The following is a 16,092-nucleotide window of genomic DNA, read 5'->3' as shown; positions in this document are numbered from 1 at the left end:
CGTCAGCGGCGGGTCATCGTGCTCCGCGCGATCTTGCTCACCAGACCGGGCAGTCCCGGATAGCTCGCCTTGTGATACGGCGACATCGCATCGAGTTCCGCCGAAATCCGCCGATGCGCCTCGCCCAGCGCGTGATACGGCAGGCCCGGCAGCAGATGGTGCAGCGCATGGTAGCGCAGCCCCACCGGCGCCCACAGAGCCGGCAGCAACGCGGGCGGCGGCACGTTGACGGTATCGAGATACTGCGCGGTGACCGTCATCACTTCGCCGTCGTTCTCCCACAGATGCGCGACCAGCGTCCGGACCTGATTGATCACCGCCGCCGCCGATGCCACGCCGAGGAAGGTCAGGAACGCGCGTAATGGCAGCACGCCGCTGACGGTGAGCCCGATCAAGGTCAGCGCCCAGACGCTTGCACCGACCTCGAGCCGGTTCCAATACGCCTTCGCGTCACCCTCGGGGCTGCGACGCCGAAACTGCGGGTTGATCGCGAGTGCCGAGTACCGCTCCACCACCGTCGTCCGCAGCTTGGGCGACAGCAGCGACAGCGGCGACAGCACCGCATAGCGGAACAGCAGCGCGATCGGAGCCAGCGCCGACACGACGATGAACAGCGGCAGCGTCCACGGTTTCATCAGCGCGAGCGGGAGATATTCAGGATCCTCCACCGTCCCATACCGCGTCTTGGCGTGGTGCAGGTTGTGGACGCCTTCGTACATGAACGACGGGGTGAGCAGCGGCACGCCGACCAGAATGTTCCAGCCGAGCCGGAAGTTCGGCACCGCGGCGTGCTTCATGTGGCTGACTTCGTGGATGAAGCTCAGACCCCGGTACAAGCCGAGCATCGCCACGATCCCGGCGACGATCGCGACCGCGGTCGATCCCGATGTCGCCGCCACCACCAGCGCACCATAGCCGATGACGACCGAGCCGATCAGATCGGCCCAATACACCGCGGGCCGCGGCTTCACGAGGTCGCGGGTGAGGTCGGCGGCCGCGCGCAGCATCGCCTTGTCGTCGGCGATCCGTACGGTGCTGACCGCCGCAACCGGCGAGGCTTGAGCGGCCGTGCCACGAGGCAGGCTGAGCGAAGTGTCCATGGGCGTATCCATTGTCCGAACATAGTGGCCGCAGCGTGGCATTTACAGTCACCGGGAATGCACCAGTTCCGCGGGAAAGGCGATCACCGTGACCGCATGCGGCGATGGCCGATCCCGGACCCGTTCGGAACGTTCTCGGACACGCCCCGGACGTCGTGCGAGTCGCTCGCCTTTGTCGACGCGGCTGGTTAGACACGCGCGACAGGCACACAGGAACGACACATGGCCAAGCTTACCATTCGACCGGTCGAGACCAAGAAGGATCGCAAGATCTTCATCGATCTGCCGTTCCGCCTCTATGCCGATGATCCCAACTGGGTGCCGCCGCTGAAGTCCGAGGCGCTCGGGCTGATCACGCCCGAGAAGAACGGCTGGTTCAGCCATGCCAAGGCGCAGTTGTTCCTCGCCGAGGAGGACGGTCGCGTGGTCGGCCGCATCTCGGCGCATATCGACACGCTCGCGTTGACGATGCCGCCCGAGCAGGGCTTCGGGCCCGGTGTCGGCCAGTGGGGCCTGATGGAAGCCGAGCGGCAGGACGTCTTCCAGGCGCTGCTCGAGCGTGCCGAGCAATGGCTCCGTGACCAAGGCATGACGCGCGCGGTCGGACCGATCAGCATGTCGATCTGGGAGGAGCCCGGCCTGCTGATCGACGGTTACGATCATTCGCCGACGATCATGATGGGACATGCCAAGCCCGAATATCGCGGCTGGATCGAATGGGCGCAGTATCGCCCGATCAAGCAGCTGCTGACCTATGAAGTCGATATCACGAAGCAGTTCCCGCCGATCGTCCAGCGCATCATCAAGTCGGGCGAGAAGAATCCCCGGATCGTCATCCGCAAGGTCGACAAGACCAAGTTCGCGGAAGAGGCGGCGATCATCCTGGCGATCCTCAACGACGCGTGGAAGGACAATTGGGGCTTCGTCCCGCTCACCCCGCCCGAGGTCAAGGACGTGGGCGTCAAGCTGAAGCCGATCGTCTACAACGACCTGATCCGGATCGCCGAGGTCGACGGCAAGCCCGCCGCGTTCATGATCACGCTCCCCGACCTGAACGAAGCGATCAAGCCGCTCAACGGCAGCCTGCTCCCCTTCGGCTGGGCGAAACTGCTGCTGTGGTTGCGCAAACCCAAGGCGAAAACGGTACGTGTGCCGCTGATGGGCGTGGTCAAGGAACTCCAGGCGTCGCGGCTTGCGAGCCAGCTCGCCTTCATGATGATCGAATACATCCGCCGCGCCTCGGTCGAGCATTACGGTGCGGTACGTGGCGAGATCGGCTGGATCCTCGACGAGAACCAGGGAATGCGCTCGATCGCCGAAACAATCGAGAGCCGCGTCAACAAGGTGTACCAGGTGTACGAGAAGACGCTCTAGTCGCGCTTGCGAGGCGGAGCCGGCTATCTTCGCCTCCCGAAATGGCGCTGGCAATCTCTCCCCTCCCTGGAAGGGAGGGGCTGGGGGTGGGTCGGTCGGTTGTGCCGCCGACGTCCGGTAATCCGGAAGCCAACCACTTCTACCCCTCCCTTCCAGGGAGGGGGAAAGCGTTGTGGACAGCTCGACCGTCGACCCGCCGCGATCGCGCTTAGTCGCGCTTGCCTTTGCCGAACGGGATCTTCAGCGTGACCGCCGCGCCTTGCCCGCTCGCACCCGGCAATTCGGTTCGGATCATATGCACGTTACCCCGGCCGCCACCGGGTAGCCGGAACGAGAGCGGATCACTGCGCGCCGGCTGGGTCGGTGCGGGTAGTGGAGCGATCCGCTGATCGGTCGGACGCGCGCAGACGACGATCTCCTCGCCCGGCTGGGTGACGGGGCACGGCATCGCGACGCGCGGCGTTGGTTTGCGCAACTCGCGCGGCACCGGTGGCCCGGCCACCGACTGGAGCAGGAAGATCAGGCTCGCGAGCATCGAAACCGAAGGAACGGCCTGACGCAGATCAAGTCAAGCGTGACCGGGCAATCCATGTCGCCGCGCGAAATCGAGGCCGGCTCAGAACAACACCGCGCCGCCGCTTACGACCCGCACATCCGGCGTATCATGGTTCAACCCAGCCACCGCGAGCATGTGAAGCTGCAAATTCTTGCGCGGTTGCCACGCAACCGATCCGGCGGTCGCCGTCTCCGTATGGTGCCCGGTCGGATCATCGTCTCTCAGCACGAACAGTTCGGCGGTCGCAGTTACCGTCTCGGTCAGCGAATAACCGACGCCGACGATGCCGCTATACGCCAGATGCCGCCCGTCGCCGTCGTCGTCGACCGCCGCATCGCCCTCGCCCGTGAAGGACAACTGGATCTTTTCGCTCACCTCGTACGTGACCGGCAGGACGATACCCGCCCCCCAGTCGCCCGCGCCGACGGGATCGCGACCGACCGGCAGCGTCACGAACGGTTCGGCGCCGAACGACAGTCCCTTGCCGTCGGGATTCCGGAAATTCTGCCGTAGCCCGAGACGGACGTCGCCGGTTCCCGTCGTGGTGTCGATCATGCCGGTTGCCTTGTCGCGCGTCCGCACGCGGCCGACCGGTGTCCACGACAGCTGAAGCTCGGTAGCCTTGGCAACGCCGAACCGCGCCTCGAAATCGCCCGCGAGGATGGTGTCCTCGCGCTCGTCGGAATTGTCGTCGCGCTGCCAGTCGAGCGCGGACAGTTCGAGCTGGACGTGCCCCGGTGCGGTTATGCAGGCGGACGATCCCAGACTGGGCCGGTTCGGGCAGAATGTCGGATCATCCTGCGCGAATGCCGGTGCCGCGCCGACCATCGCTGCCACCGTCCAGCAAACGGCCCTTATCCCAAACTTTCCCAACGCAAACGCTCCCCTGTTCGGAGCGTCATGCGCGTCGGCGATGGGGATTGCTAGCGCAACCGAACCCAGGTTGGTGCATGATCGCTGGCCTTTTCCCGACCGCGATACGCCTTGTCCACGCCTGCATCGATCATCCGGTCCGCCGCCTGCGGACTCAGCAGCAGATGATCGATCCTGAACCCGGCGTCGCGCTGCCACGCCCCCGCCTGATAGTCCCAGAACGTCCAGACGCCGCCCTTGGGGAATTGCGTGCGCAGCGCGTCGGTCCAGCCTTGTGCGACGAGCGCGCGGTAATGCTCGCGGCTTTCGGGCTGCATCAGCGCATCGTCCTGCATCGCGCGCACCGAGTAGGTGTCGTCGTCGTTGGCGATCACGTTGTAGTCGCCAGCGAGGATTGCCGGTTTCTCTTCGGCCAGCAGGACGCGCGCACGCGCAGCCAAGCGGTCCATCCAGCGCAGTTTATAGTCAAATTTGGGCCCGGGCTGCGGGTTGCCGTTCGGCAGATAGAGCGCGGCGACGATCAGGCCGTCGACATCGGCCTCGATGTAGCGGCTATGCTCGTCCTCGGGTTCACCGTCGAGGCCGCGTTGCCGCACCTCGGGTACGCGCCCCTTGGCGAGGATCGCGACACCGTTCCACGCCTTCTGCCCATGCCAGACCGCGCCGTACCCGACCGCCTCGATATCCGCGATCGGGAAGGTGTCGTCGCTCGACTTCAGCTCCTGGAGGCAGACGATGTCGGGTTGTTCTTCGACGAGATACTCGATCAGCCGCGGCAACCGCGCCTTGATGCCGTTGACGTTGTACGTGACTATTTTCATGGCAGTGTCAGACTGAGAAGCTGGAGCCGCAACCGCAACCCGACGCGGCATTGGGATTCTCGACCTTGAACGCGGCGCCGGCGAGCGATTCGACGTAATCGACCGCGCATCCGCGAACGAGATCGATGCTGACGCTGTCTACAACGAGGCGGACGCCGTCATGCTCGGCGATCACGTCGTCGGACTCGACCGAATCGGCGAACCCGAACTTATACTGGAACCCCGAACAGCCACCGCCATCGACCGACAGACGCAGGATCGCCGGCTTCCCCTGCTTGACGGCGATCGCCGCGACGCGCGCCGCTGCGGAGGGGGTGAGGATGATGTCGGGTGCCAGCGTTGCCATGGCTGAGAGATAGGCGGTCGCGCTACCCGCGGCAACCTCGGGGCGTAGGGCGCCTTATCATCATCCCGGCGAACGCTGGGATCTCATGCGGTGAGTCCGTCCACGCGGATCGAGGTCCCGGCTTTCGCCGGGATGACGGGGGTGTGGCCAAAACTGCCGTGTGTGTTTTCATCGGCGGCTTCCCCCTCCCTGAAAGGGAGTGGTCGGGGGTGGGTAGGCCCGCTTCGGCCACCACGATCACGGCTTGCGGAAACCGACCCACCCCCAACCCCTCCCTTTCAGGGAGGGGAGCAAAAAGAGGTCAGATCCGTGCTGCGCGTTTTGCCACGATTCTTTTCGCGCCCCGAAAGGGAGGCAGCAGCAGAAGTCGGATCAGTCCTGTGCGGCGGGGCCGGTGGTCGACACCGGGATGGCATTCACCGAACGATCCTGCGCCGCGAGCAGGTAATCGGCGGTCGTTAGGAACGGTACCGGGTTCACTGCGTGACCATCGATCCGCACTTCGTAATGGAGATGCGAGCCGGTCGAACGGCCGGTCGAACCCATCAGCGCGATGAGCTGGCCGCGGGTCACGCGCGCATTGTCCGCGACGAGGATTTTCGAGAGATGGCCGTAGCGCGTCGCGATGCCCTTGCCGTGGTTGATCTCGACCATGTTGCCGTAGCCGCCCTGGCGACCCGCGTGCGCGATGATGCCGTCGGCGGTCGCGTAGATCGGCGTACCGATCGGACCGGGGATGTCGACGCCGGCGTGCATCGCCGCGGTGCCGCGGAACGGGTCGGAGCGGATGCCGAAATTGCTGGTGAACGACAGCGCATGCACGGGCTGGACCGACGGGATCGCAATCGCGCCCTGCTGCAACGTATCGAGCTTCTTCCAGGTCTGGAACAGCGTGCGGAACTGCGCATCGGCACGAAGATCGGACGAGGCTTCCTCGCTGTTGGCGGCAATCATCGGACCGCCCATCGCCGTTGCCGATCTGGCTCCACGCGACCGCTTGGCGATCCGTTCGGGACGCAGCCCGAGCTTGCGCACGGTCGCGGTCGTCTCGGCGTAGCGCTGGTCGAGCAGGTCCTGCGCGACGCTGGCCAGCTTGACCTGGCGTCCCTCGATCTTGACCAGCGGCTTGACGATTTCGGCGGCGAGCTTGTCGGCAGCGGGATCGATCGACGGCGTCGCGAGCGACAGCGCCTTGGCATCGCCGCTGCCGGTCAGCGCGGCGGTGATCAGCGCCTGACGCTGTTCGATACGCTTGGCATGCGCCTCGGCGGTTTCGCGGATCGTCGCGACGCGCTGGCGCATCTGCCCGATCTGATGCTGCATCTGGGCGAGCTTGATATCGGCGGTCGGCGGAACGACCACGCCGGTTGCCGCAGCGGCGTCATGGGCAGCCTGCGCCGCGCCATAGCCGGAAAAGCCGAGCGTGACCGCACCGATCGCGGCAATCGCAGCCTGGCGCTTGCCGCCGAAGCGGATGCGCCGCAGCGTCGTACCATTGTGAAAGAGAACATCGCGCGGTGCGAACAGCGCCTTGAGGCGCGTTCCGAGAGCGGCAGCGGAAATTTCGACCATTGGTCCCCGACAAAATAATACAGGGCCGTTCGCCCCCAAGCGGACGGCTCCGAAACGCGGTCCTGATTCGCAGCCCCTCCGCGCGTCAGACAGTTCGGTTTAGGCCGGATACAATGGATTTCAGCAATAGCGCGCGGCCCACCGCGCGGCGGAGCGCCGCGTCGGTACGGCGAGTCGATGGAACAGTGACGTCACGACCGGAAAAACGCGCGGATCTTCGCGGGTTATCGCGGTCTTTTTAGAGCGCGCGGGCGGCCGCCAGGACGGCCTCCGCATGACCCGGTACGCGAACCTTGTGCCACGCCTTGGCCAGCGTGCCGTCGGCGCCGAACAGGAACGTCGCGCGCTCGATCCCCATGTACTTTTTGCCGTACATCGCCTTCTCGACCCACACGCCGAACGCCTCGCAGGCCACGCCGTCGACATCACTGGCGAGACGCACGGTGAGCGCGTGTTTCGCGGTGAACTTCGCATGCGAGGCGGCCGTATCCTTCGAGATGCCAACGACACTGACGCCGGCAGCCGCGAACGCATCCGCGAGCGCGGAGAAGTCCTTCGCCTCGGTGGTGCAGCCCGTAGTGTCGTCCTTCGGATAGAAATAGACCACGAGCGGCGCGCCGAGGCTGGCCAGCGACACCGCCGTGTCGTCGATCGTCACCGTCACGTCGGGGATTGGCGAACCGTCATCCATCATGGTCTCCCGTGAGCTGCATCCAGAATTCGCGGACCTCCTGCCGCGTCGAGTCGAGCTTGGCAATCGCCGCGGGCCAGTCCGCCACGCCGATCGCGCGCGCGATCAGCGCTTCGGTCGCGGCCCCCGGCGCGGCGGCATCGGGCGCGACCAGCCGCAGCGTCACCAGCAGCCGGGTCAGGACATCGTGCGCCGCGCGCATCGTCGCGGGCATCAGTTTCGCCTCGATCAGCCGGTCGATCGCTCCGCCGAGGTTGGGGTCGAACCCGGTATGGTGGACGAGCTGGACGACGTGTACCGCGAATTCGAGATCGACCAGTCCGCCCGGCAACAGTTTGGCGTCGAGCGGGCCTTTGGCTGGCTTATGCGCGGCCATCTCGGAGCGCATCGACCGTGCATCGGCCACTACGTCGCGCTGCGGCCGGTCGCCAGCGAGGACATCGCGCACGATCGTCGCCACCGCCTTTCGCGCGGTTGCCGATCCGAACACCGGCCGGGCGCGGGTCAGCGCCATATGCTCCCAGGTCCACGCGTCCTCGCGCTGGTAGCGGGCAAAGCTGTCGAGCGTGACGACCAGCGGCCCCTGCCCGCCCGACGGCCGCAGCCGCGTGTCGATCTGGTATAGTGGCCCCGCCGCCGTCGCGACGGACAATGCCCCGGTCACCCGTTGCGCCAGCCGATTGTAGTAGAGCGTCGCCCCCAGCGGCTTTGCGCCATCCGACTCGGCCGAGAAGTCGCCGGTGAACAGATAGATCAGGTCGAGATCGGAGGCGTGGGTCAGCATCGCCCCGCCCATCCGACCCAGCGCCAGGACCACCAGTTCGCTGTCGGGGACGCGGCCATGAACCTTGGCGAATTCGTCGATCGTCGCCTGCGTGAGCACGCCGATCGCCGCTTCCGCGACCCGCGCATAGCCCGCGGCAACGGCGAGCGGATCGGACGTTCCGGCGATGATCTGCGCGCCAAGTGCAAACCGCATCTCGCCGACCACCCGTCGGACATGATCGAGCCGCGCCTGATAGTCCGCGCCCGCATCGCCGGCGCGCATCATCGCCTCCAGCGCCGCGACGTCGCCGACCGCGTCGAACGCGGTCGCATCGATCAGTCCGTCGAGGAGGCCGGGGCGTCTCCCGAGATCGTCCGCCAGCGTCGGCGCATGGCTGAGGATCGCCGCGAGCAAGGTCGCCAGCCCCGGTCGCGCCTCAAGCAGGCGGAAGATGTTGATCGCGCTCGGCAACCGTTCGAGCAGCGCGTCGAGCCTGAGCAGCGCGGACTGCGGCTCGGGCGCGGTCGCCAGCGCCGGCACCAGCGTCGGCAGCACCGCCTCCAACGCCTCGCGGGCAGCAGGACTGCGCAGCGCGGGATAGGCACCACCACGCCACGCCTCGATCCGGCGCCGCGCAGCCTCCGGGTCGGCGTACCCCGCCAGCGTCAGATCCGCATCGAGCGTGACCGGGTCGTGCGAGAATGCGGGTCGTACGGTATCGTCGAGCGCGTCGTAGATTCGCCCGGTTTCGGTCACGCGGGGTCGGAGCAGCGCCAGCAGCGCCTCGGCATCCTGCATGCCGTGGAGCTTGGCCACCCGGTCGAGCGCATCGCCGGTCGGCAACGTGTGCGTCTGGCGGTCGTCGATCATCTGCACGCGGTGCTCGATCGTGCGGAGCAGCGTGTAGCCGTCGATCAGCGCGGTCGCTTCGTCACCCGCGATCCAGCCTGCCTCGGCAAGGCGCGCCAAGGCGTCGCGAGTCGCGGGCGCCCGCAACGCCGGATCGCGACCGCCGTGGATCAACTGGTGGATCTGCGCGAAAAACTCGGCTTCGCGGATTCCGCCGCGCCCACGCTTGAGGTCATAGCCCGGGCCGAACGCCTGCCCCTGCGAATGATGATCGCGGATCCGCCGCGACATGCCGCGGATTTCGCGAATCGCGCCGAAATCGCGCGCGCGCCGCCAGATGAACGGGCGGATCGTCTCCAGGAACTTCGAGCCGAGCGCGATATCCCCCGCCGCGGCGCGCGCGCGAATGAACGCGGCCCGCTCCCAGGGCAGCGCCTGCGCCTCGTAATAGCCGATCGCCGCTTCCACCGGCAGGACGATCGGCGTGATCTCGGGCGATGGTCGCAGCCGCAGATCGACCCGCAGGACATACCCGTCGCCGTCGCGCGCCTGCAGCAGTTCGACGACGCGTTTGCCGATCCGCACCGCTGCCTCGTCGGGCTCCTCGCGCGGACGACACGGCAGCGTGGCAGGATCGAACAGCAGGATCGGATCTATATCCGACGAGTAGTTGAGTTCGCCGCTCCCCTGCTTGCCCAGCGCGATCGCGGTGAAGCCGCGGACCTCGGCGCCGGGGGTGCGCTCCTCGATCGCCGCACGGATCGCGGTATCGAGTGCATGGTCCGCGAACTTGGTAAGCGCGCCCGTCACCGCGGTCAGATCGAACACTCCTGACAGATCGCCAACCGCGACCGACAAGGCCATCGCGCGCCGTTCGAGCCGCAATCGCTTGGCGGTCGGCATGTCAGGTTCGGCGCTGGAGAGCGACAAATCGAGCCGCCCTTCACCAAGCGCCGTCGCCAGCACGGGCTCGCGGTCGAGTACCATCGACAGGAACGGCGACCAGTGTCGGGCACGGCTCGTCGCGTCGACGATACGATCAGCGGGAGCGGGACGCTCAGTGCGCGTAGGGTCGGAGAATGTTTCGGCCATGTCGGAATGATACAGACCGCGGCGACAGCCTGTAACTACAAAGCAACAAAAAGCACTTTTGGCCGTTATCAGTCTATGTCTTATGCATTTCTCACGATCAAGCGCGAAGAGGACGGTCGACAGACCGTGTATCGCCCGCGAGTCACCGACGTGATCGGTTATGCGTTGCGCGGCGCATTCGACGAACCGAACGGGACGCCGTCAGACTTCGCGGAGTTGCTGCACAGACTGGACGCCATTCCCAGTCGCCTGCACTAACGACACCTGTCGATCAGCCGCGATCACCGACCGCGGCTGAGTTCCTCGACGTCACCCATAATCGAATCCAGCGCGGTCTTGGTCGTATCGGTCTCGTGATCGCGACGTGACGGCAGCGATCCGTCGTTGAGGATCGTCTCCAACGCTACGCGACCGCGCGCGACGCGGCTCTTGATGGTTCCGACCGCGACGCCGCAGATTTCGGCGGCTTCCTCATAGGCGAACCCGCCTGCGCCAACCAGGATCAGCGCCTCGCGCTGAGGCTGCGGAAGGTGCATCAGCGCCCGCTGCATGTCGCCTAGCTCGACGTGGCGATCCTGACTCGCGGGTGCTGCCAGGATGCGATCCGCGACCAGATCATCCCACTCGCCCTTGAAGCGCGCCCGGCGCATCTGCGACAGATACAGGTTGCGCAGGATGATGAACGTCCACGCACGCATGTTCGTGCCGGCCTGGAACCGCAGACGCGCCGCCCATGCCTTCAGCAGCGTTTCCTGCACCAGATCGTCGGCCAGATCGCGGCTACCCGACAGTGAACGACCGAACGCGCGCAGGTGCGGGATCACCTGCGCCAGCTGAACCTTGAACTCGGCATCCGACAACGAGACATGCTCGACCGGCACGACGACTTCGTCGATATCGTCGTCGACATCGGTGCGTGGAGCAGGCTGGGTCATGGTAATCCGATCAATCCCGATGGAGCGATGCCGTCGACACGTGACAAGCATAAGGATGCGCTGTGGTCATTACCAACAACGCGCACCCAACAAAAGTTAACGAAGGACGAGAAAACCGAAAATCACGATCACCAGCACCAAGGAAATCGCCAGAATATACCGCGTCATGTGAGGCGTTGCCCCAGCGCGCGCGTCGTCGGTTTTGACGTGGATACGATCGTTCGGGTCAGCCATGATATGTTTAACCCCCGGGAACAGTTTTGGGTCCGCAGCCGTAACGAACACGAACCCATACTGAATTATAAATACGCCCTAATCAAGGCTTTGACTGCCCCCAACGTGACCGAATTAGTTTGCCGGGACGGTCGCCTGATCGAAGAACAGCGCCTGGCTGATCGCCGCCTTCACCGTCGAACGCTGGAACGGCTTGGTGATCAGGAAAGTCGGCTCGGGCCGCTCGCCGGTCAGCAGGCGCTCGGGGAACGCGGTGATGAATATCACCGGAACCTCGAACTCGGCCAGGATGTCCTTGACCGCGTCGATACCCGAACTGTCGTCGGCAAGCTGGATGTCGGCGAGCACGAGGCCCGGCCGCATTTCCATCGCCAACGCGACCGCTTCGTCGCGGGTAACCGCGACACCGGTCACGTCATGGCCGAGATCACGCACGATCGTCTCGATATCCATCGCGATGATCGGCTCGTCCTCGATGATCAGCACCTTCGCGCGGGTCTGGTTCTCGATCTCGGACAGCGCATCGGCGACGAGATCGTCGACTTCGCTCGGCTCGACTTCGATCAGATACGCGGCATCCTCGGGCGTGAAACCCTCCATCGCGGTCAGCAACAAGGCCTGCCGCGACAACGGGGTCATGCGGGCCAAGCGCGCACGCGCGACCGCCTCATGACCCTTGGCCTCGTCGACACCCTCGTCGGCGACCTCGTCGAAGTTCGCGGAATTCCAGATCGCCTGGAACATCCGGTACAGGCCGAGGCGGGGATCGACATCGCGAGGAAACTCCTCGGGGGCTGCGACGATGGCCTCGAGCGTGGCACGAACATACTTGTCGCCATGCATCTGGCTACCGGTCAGTGCCCGGCCATAGCGCCGCAAAAAGGGAAGGTGCGGTGCGAGTTGCTGTCCAAGCGACATGGGTAACGAATACTCCCTGATCCTATGCGGCCCCTCATGTGTCGGGCGGCTCGCAGCATTACAATGGCGTCGGTCGAAAATGGCCCGGATCCGTCGCCCGATCGTCTTAACATATGACAACGTTGTACGGAGACGGGGAAATTTCGCTCGAACACGGAACTATCGAGATGCTATTTGGTTTCACGAACAGCTTTTTGTGAGTAGGCGACCTGTGTCAGGGATCGTGCCATGCTCGCAACCACACCATCGGTATGCGTCGTGCAGGGGGAAGTTTTGAGTTTGGGCCACGACACGGAGAAGACTTCGTCTGCCAAGATCCCGAAGGCTATCCCCAACAAGGATCAGCAGATGGGGTCGGCCTTGCGCTCGGTCTACCAGAAAACTGTCGATGAGACGATTCCGGACGATCTGCTCGATCTTCTCGGCAAGCTAGACTGACGGCGGGCCGGATGGCCTCGCCGATCGATTTGTCCGACGAGCGATCGCCGCTCGCAGAACTCCCCGAACATCGACTGTTTGCAACGATGCGGCGCCTGCCTACCGGTGCAAAACTCTTCCTCATCCTCAGTGCGGCACTACTGCCGCTGGCGTTGATCGCGGTTTTCGCGACGTTGCAGACCACGCGGCTGGCCGATCAGGAAGCGCGGGCACGGCTGCGTGTCACCGCCAACGAAAGCGCGCGTGCGATCGCAATCGAGCTGGTGGGCGACATGACGGCGCTGCGCGTCGCGGTGAACGCGCTCGGCAACGATCCCGCCGATGCACCGAGCTGCGCACGCGCGCAGGGCGTCTTCGCCCAGCAGTCCTCGGCCGGGACCCGCTTCATCATCACCGATCGCGCCGGTCACGTGCTGTGCGGCGTCGCGCTGCCCAACCCGGTGACGTTGCGCCGCGACGACATGCCGATCTCGGCGGCGATCGTGCCGGACACCGGGCTGCTGCTGGCGATTTCCGGCCCCACGTCCGGCCGACGCGGCGGCACCTCCGCACGCGCCTATTTCCCCCGCGCGTTCCTCGAAAAGATTGCAACGCCGTCGACGCGCGCCTCGGCGGTCAGCAGCGCGATCGTCCTCGACGAAGAAGCGCTCCACCTCGAAACCATCCCCGACGAGCGACCGCTCGATCGCATGGAGACGACCCGTACCGATCTGGGCGTCGCAGGCCTCGCACTGCGCACGAGCGTCCGCAGCGCGCCGGTCACGTCGTCGCTGATCGTCGCGATGCTGTTGCCGCTGCTGATGTGGCTCGCCGCCGCCAGCATCGCCTGGTTCGTGGTCGACCGACTGCTGATCCGGCCGTTGCGGCGGCTGCGCGGCGCGGTCGCGGCGTTCACGCCCGGCGAGGAACTCGATTTCGGTGTCGTCAGCACGCTGCCCGCGCAGGAAATCCGTGAACTCGGCGAGACGTTCCAGTCGATCAGCCGGACGGTCGCGCTGCACGAAGCGGGGCTCGCCGAGGGGCTGGTCAGACAGACCAAGCTGACGCGCGAAGTGCATCACCGGGTGAAGAACAACCTCCAGGTGATCTCCAGCCTCATCAACTTTCACGCACGTAGCGCCCCCAGTGCGGATGCGACCGCGGCCTATTCCTCGATCCAGCGCCGAGTCGATGCGCTGGCGGTGGTGCACCGCAATCATTTCGCCGAGCTCGAGGAAAATCGCGGGCTCAACCTGCGCACGATGATCGGCGAATTGTCGGCCAACATCCGCGCGACCGCGTCCGAAAGGTCGCATGGCCTCGGCATCACGCTCGATATCGACCCGTATCTCGTCAACCAGGATGTCGCCGTCGCGATCGCGTTCCTCGTAACCGAGATGATCGAGCTGGCGATCAGTTGCGATCCGGTCGCGCAGATCCGGATCGTCGTGAAACCCGCCGAAAAGATCGCCGACAAACCCGACCGCGGATTGCTGCGCGTCGTGTCGCGCGCCTTGGTGGAGAGCGATGCGCTGCGCGAGTCCGTCTCGCGCTATGGGCGCGTCATGGAGGGTCTTTCGCGCCAGTTGCGCTCGCCGCTCCATCACGATCCGCTGGTCGGCGCGTACGAGATCGCCTTCGCGGTCACCGGTCGCGACTGAGCGAACCCGGTATTTCCGGTTCGCAGGATAAAATTCGGAAAAACTGGGAACCGAGTGCCGCGACCACCGTTTGATAATTCGGATAGCGAATTTATGCCCCCCCCGCTCTCGCTATCCCGAACACAGGCCCGGCCGCATCACCCTCCCCCCCCGGTGATGCTGTCGGGCCTTTAATTATCCAAACCACTGCGTTGGCGAGTTTCGCCGCCGGAACGAAATTCCCGCCCGAACATTGCATCTCCGGTGGCATTCAAGCCCTTGGAGGAAGTATTATGCGTAAGTTGGTTGGACTGGCGATCGTGGCTAGCGCTTTGATGGTATCGGCCTGCAACACCGTCGAGGGTGCAGGCAAGGACGTGGCTTCGGCCGGCAAGACCGTCGCGAAGACCGCAGACAACGCCAAGTAAGCCTTCACGCTTATCGCAATGCGGGGCTCGGTGCACATGCACCGGGCCCCGTTTTCGTATCAGCGCTCGACGATATCGGTACCGGCTTCGGTCTCGTCCTCACCGTCCGTCGCCTGCGCCTTGGCGCGGCTGCGCTCGGTGAACCAGATACCGACCAGCGCCATTTCGTACAGGATGACGAGCGGGATCGCGAGCAGCAGCTGCGAGCCGATATCCGGCGGCGTCAGCACCGCGGCGATCGCGAACGCCGCGACGATCGCATAACGCCGCGCACCGATCAGTTGTTTACGCGTGACAATCCCCGCCCGCTCAAGCAGCATAAGCAGCACCGGCAGCAGGAACGATATGCCGAAGCCGAACAGGAACTGCATCGTGAACGACAGGTAATTGCCGATCCCCGGCAGCGCCTCGCGGTGGATGCCGCCGACCATCCCGTCGAACCCGAGCAGGAAGTGCAGCGCCATCGGGATCGCGACGTAATACGCCATCGCCGCGCCGGTCAGGAACAGCACCGGTGTCGCGAGGATGAACGGCAGGAGCGCGCGCTTTTCCTTCTTGTACAGGCCGGGCGCGACGAACTGCCAGAGCTGGTTCGCGATCACCGGGAACGACAGCATCATCGCCGCGAAGAACGCCACCTTGATCTGGACGAAAAAGGCTTCGAAAATCTCGGTGTAGATCACCTTGTTCTGCCCCGCCGCGAGCAGCGGGTGGACCAGGAAGCCGAAGATATCCTCGGCGAAATACATCGAGATCGCGAACGTCACGACCAGCGCGGCGATGCAGTACAGCAACCGCCGCCGCAACTCGATCAGATGGTCGAGCAACGGTGCCCGGCTAGCGTCGATCTCGCTCATGTCATGCTTTCAGCCGCCACGGGGGCGCGGAGGTTGAGACCGATCACGACGACGCGACGTCGGACTTGCCGGTCTTGTCGTCGATGGCTTGGGGCGCAGGAACCGGAGCGGTCGTCTGCGTATCGAACAGGTCCGGAGCGCGATCCGCAGAAAGCGCGGCCACCCCAGGCCGATCGCCGTGACCGGTATCGTGACCCGAAGGATCAACCGGCACGGCTGGGGCGACGACCGGCTTCTCTACCATCACCGGCTCATCCGTATGATCGTCCGCGTGGTCGAGGGACCGATAATCGCGACGATGCTCCTCCGTCTCCGGCGAATGCACGACCTGCGTGGTATCAGCTGCAGCGTCCATACCCGTCTGCGGATGCTCGCGCATGATGCGTTCGTTTTCCGACGCCCAGCGCTTTTCCATCTCTTCGAGTTCAGCCTCGCGGACCATCGAATCGAAGCCCGATCGGAACTGCCGCGCGACGCCGCGCGCCTTGCCGACCCAATAGCCGACCACGCGCATCGCCTTGGGCAGATCCTTCGGACCGATCACGATGAGCGCAACGAAAGCCACGAGCAGGAACTCGGAGGCATCGATATTGAACATCAGCAGCGCCTATTCGGAGACGTCA

General features: G+C 65.1%; 18 protein-coding genes. 5 read left to right on the top strand and 13 right to left on the bottom strand.

Annotated elements, in window-relative coordinates; translation table 11 throughout:
- Positions 1–2: 2 nt before the first annotated feature.
- Positions 3–1,100, bottom strand: coding sequence for a fatty acid desaturase (locus tag C8J44_RS16980; RefSeq protein ID WP_121905388.1), 1,098 nt, complete (start codon positions 1,098–1,100; stop codon positions 3–5).
- 222 nt (positions 1,101–1,322) lie between these two features.
- Here C8J44_RS16980 and C8J44_RS16975 point away from each other — a divergent pair, with 222 nt between their 5' ends.
- Positions 1,323–2,474, top strand: a complete 1,152-nt coding sequence (locus C8J44_RS16975; RefSeq protein ID WP_121905387.1) for an N-acetyltransferase — start codon at positions 1,323–1,325, stop codon at positions 2,472–2,474.
- 208 nt (positions 2,475–2,682) lie between these two features.
- On the opposite strand, the gene C8J44_RS16970 is transcribed toward C8J44_RS16975, so the two are convergent.
- From C8J44_RS16970 to C8J44_RS16940, 7 genes are all read right to left on the bottom strand, one after another.
- A complete protein-coding gene (locus C8J44_RS16970) occupies positions 2,683–3,009 on the bottom strand; it encodes a hypothetical protein (protein ID WP_121905386.1) in 327 nt (108 codons plus the stop codon).
- An 81-nt stretch (positions 3,010–3,090) separates the two neighbouring features.
- Complete coding sequence (locus C8J44_RS16965; RefSeq protein ID WP_121905385.1) at positions 3,091–3,858, bottom strand: transporter; 768 nt, start codon at positions 3,856–3,858, stop codon at positions 3,091–3,093.
- 95 nt (positions 3,859–3,953) lie between these two features.
- Complete coding sequence (gene xth, locus C8J44_RS16960; RefSeq protein ID WP_121905384.1) at positions 3,954–4,724, bottom strand: exodeoxyribonuclease III; 771 nt, start codon at positions 4,722–4,724, stop codon at positions 3,954–3,956.
- Between the two features lie 7 nt (positions 4,725–4,731).
- A complete protein-coding gene (gene erpA / locus C8J44_RS16955) occupies positions 4,732–5,070 on the bottom strand; it encodes an iron-sulfur cluster insertion protein ErpA (RefSeq protein WP_056055811.1) in 339 nt (112 codons plus the stop codon).
- A 372-nt stretch (positions 5,071–5,442) separates the two neighbouring features.
- A complete protein-coding gene (locus tag C8J44_RS16950) occupies positions 5,443–6,642 on the bottom strand; it encodes a M23 family metallopeptidase (protein WP_121905383.1) in 1,200 nt (399 codons plus the stop codon).
- Positions 6,643–6,880: 238 nt separating this feature from the next.
- Positions 6,881–7,336, bottom strand: coding sequence for a peroxiredoxin (locus C8J44_RS16945; RefSeq protein ID WP_220683124.1), 456 nt, complete (start codon positions 7,334–7,336; stop codon positions 6,881–6,883).
- Complete coding sequence (locus tag C8J44_RS16940; protein WP_121905381.1) at positions 7,326–10,040, bottom strand: bifunctional [glutamine synthetase] adenylyltransferase/[glutamine synthetase]-adenylyl-L-tyrosine phosphorylase; 2,715 nt, start codon at positions 10,038–10,040, stop codon at positions 7,326–7,328. The genes C8J44_RS16945 and C8J44_RS16940 overlap by 11 nt, the downstream gene beginning before the upstream one ends.
- A 75-nt stretch (positions 10,041–10,115) precedes the next feature.
- On the opposite strand from C8J44_RS16940, the gene C8J44_RS16935 reads away from it, so the two are divergent.
- Positions 10,116–10,298, top strand: coding sequence for a hypothetical protein (locus tag C8J44_RS16935; RefSeq protein WP_121905380.1), 183 nt, complete (start codon positions 10,116–10,118; stop codon positions 10,296–10,298).
- Between the two features lie 23 nt (positions 10,299–10,321).
- On the opposite strand, the gene C8J44_RS16930 is transcribed toward C8J44_RS16935, so the two are convergent.
- The 3 genes from C8J44_RS16930 to C8J44_RS16920 form a co-directional block, all read right to left on the bottom strand.
- Positions 10,322–10,975: a sigma-70 family RNA polymerase sigma factor gene (locus tag C8J44_RS16930; protein ID WP_056055804.1), complete on the bottom strand. Its 654-nt coding sequence runs from the start codon at positions 10,973–10,975 to the stop codon at positions 10,322–10,324.
- 96 nt (positions 10,976–11,071) lie between these two features.
- A complete protein-coding gene (locus C8J44_RS18540) occupies positions 11,072–11,209 on the bottom strand; it encodes a hypothetical protein (protein ID WP_060527535.1) in 138 nt (45 codons plus the stop codon).
- Between the two features lie 114 nt (positions 11,210–11,323).
- Complete coding sequence (locus C8J44_RS16920; protein ID WP_056055802.1) at positions 11,324–12,127, bottom strand: response regulator; 804 nt, start codon at positions 12,125–12,127, stop codon at positions 11,324–11,326.
- Positions 12,128–12,355: 228 nt separating this feature from the next.
- Here C8J44_RS16920 and C8J44_RS16915 point away from each other — a divergent pair, with 228 nt between their 5' ends.
- From C8J44_RS16915 to C8J44_RS16905, 3 genes are all read left to right on the top strand, one after another.
- Positions 12,356–12,565 carry a NepR family anti-sigma factor gene (locus tag C8J44_RS16915; RefSeq protein ID WP_056055800.1) on the top strand — a complete coding sequence of 70 codons (210 nt, stop codon included), beginning with the start codon at positions 12,356–12,358 and terminating at the stop codon, positions 12,563–12,565.
- A gap of 86 nt (positions 12,566–12,651) precedes the next feature.
- Positions 12,652–14,205, top strand: a complete 1,554-nt coding sequence (locus C8J44_RS16910; RefSeq protein WP_056056072.1) for a sensor histidine kinase — start codon at positions 12,652–12,654, stop codon at positions 14,203–14,205.
- 272 nt (positions 14,206–14,477) lie between these two features.
- A complete protein-coding gene (locus C8J44_RS16905; RefSeq protein WP_056055798.1) occupies positions 14,478–14,612 on the top strand; it encodes an entericidin A/B family lipoprotein in 135 nt (44 codons plus the stop codon).
- A gap of 59 nt (positions 14,613–14,671) precedes the next feature.
- Here C8J44_RS16905 and tatC read toward each other — a convergent pair whose 3' ends face one another.
- Both tatC and tatB read right to left on the bottom strand, forming a co-directional pair.
- Positions 14,672–15,469: a twin-arginine translocase subunit TatC gene (gene tatC / locus C8J44_RS16900; RefSeq protein ID WP_121905379.1), complete on the bottom strand. Its 798-nt coding sequence runs from the start codon at positions 15,467–15,469 to the stop codon at positions 14,672–14,674.
- 43 nt (positions 15,470–15,512) lie between these two features.
- Complete coding sequence (gene tatB, locus C8J44_RS16895) at positions 15,513–16,067, bottom strand: Sec-independent protein translocase protein TatB (RefSeq protein WP_121905378.1); 555 nt, start codon at positions 16,065–16,067, stop codon at positions 15,513–15,515.
- Positions 16,068–16,092: the final 25 nt, after the last annotated feature.

This window comes from Sphingomonas sp. PP-CE-3A-406 (genome assembly GCF_003688625.1).
Classification (GTDB): Bacteria; Pseudomonadota; Alphaproteobacteria; order Sphingomonadales; family Sphingomonadaceae; genus Sphingomonas.
This window is presented reverse-complemented; position numbering and strand designations above follow the sequence as displayed.

Coding starts and splice junctions, on each gene's coding strand:
- C8J44_RS16980 (WP_121905388.1), bottom strand. CDS start 1,100: ATGGACACTTCGCTCAGCCTGCCTCGTGGCACGGCCGCTCAAGCCTCG.
- C8J44_RS16975 (WP_121905387.1), top strand. CDS start 1,323: ATGGCCAAGCTTACCATTCGACCGGTCGAGACCAAGAAGGATCGCAAG.
- C8J44_RS16970 (WP_121905386.1), bottom strand. CDS start 3,009: ATGCTCGCGAGCCTGATCTTCCTGCTCCAGTCGGTGGCCGGGCCACCG.
- C8J44_RS16965 (WP_121905385.1), bottom strand. CDS start 3,858: ATGGTCGGCGCGGCACCGGCATTCGCGCAGGATGATCCGACATTCTGC.
- xth (WP_121905384.1), bottom strand. CDS start 4,724: ATGAAAATAGTCACGTACAACGTCAACGGCATCAAGGCGCGGTTGCCG.
- erpA (WP_056055811.1), bottom strand. CDS start 5,070: ATGGCAACGCTGGCACCCGACATCATCCTCACCCCCTCCGCAGCGGCG.
- C8J44_RS16950 (WP_121905383.1), bottom strand. CDS start 6,642: ATGGTCGAAATTTCCGCTGCCGCTCTCGGAACGCGCCTCAAGGCGCTG.
- C8J44_RS16945 (WP_220683124.1), bottom strand. CDS start 7,336: ATGATGGATGACGGTTCGCCAATCCCCGACGTGACGGTGACGATCGAC.
- C8J44_RS16940 (WP_121905381.1), bottom strand. CDS start 10,040: ATGGCCGAAACATTCTCCGACCCTACGCGCACTGAGCGTCCCGCTCCC.
- C8J44_RS16935 (WP_121905380.1), top strand. CDS start 10,116: ATGTCTTATGCATTTCTCACGATCAAGCGCGAAGAGGACGGTCGACAG.
- C8J44_RS16930 (WP_056055804.1), bottom strand. CDS start 10,975: ATGACCCAGCCTGCTCCACGCACCGATGTCGACGACGATATCGACGAA.
- C8J44_RS18540 (WP_060527535.1), bottom strand. CDS start 11,209: ATGGCTGACCCGAACGATCGTATCCACGTCAAAACCGACGACGCGCGC.
- C8J44_RS16920 (WP_056055802.1), bottom strand. CDS start 12,127: ATGTCGCTTGGACAGCAACTCGCACCGCACCTTCCCTTTTTGCGGCGC.
- C8J44_RS16915 (WP_056055800.1), top strand. CDS start 12,356: ATGCTCGCAACCACACCATCGGTATGCGTCGTGCAGGGGGAAGTTTTG.
- C8J44_RS16910 (WP_056056072.1), top strand. CDS start 12,652: ATGCGGCGCCTGCCTACCGGTGCAAAACTCTTCCTCATCCTCAGTGCG.
- C8J44_RS16905 (WP_056055798.1), top strand. CDS start 14,478: ATGCGTAAGTTGGTTGGACTGGCGATCGTGGCTAGCGCTTTGATGGTA.
- tatC (WP_121905379.1), bottom strand. CDS start 15,469: ATGAGCGAGATCGACGCTAGCCGGGCACCGTTGCTCGACCATCTGATC.
- tatB (WP_121905378.1), bottom strand. CDS start 16,067: ATGTTCAATATCGATGCCTCCGAGTTCCTGCTCGTGGCTTTCGTTGCG.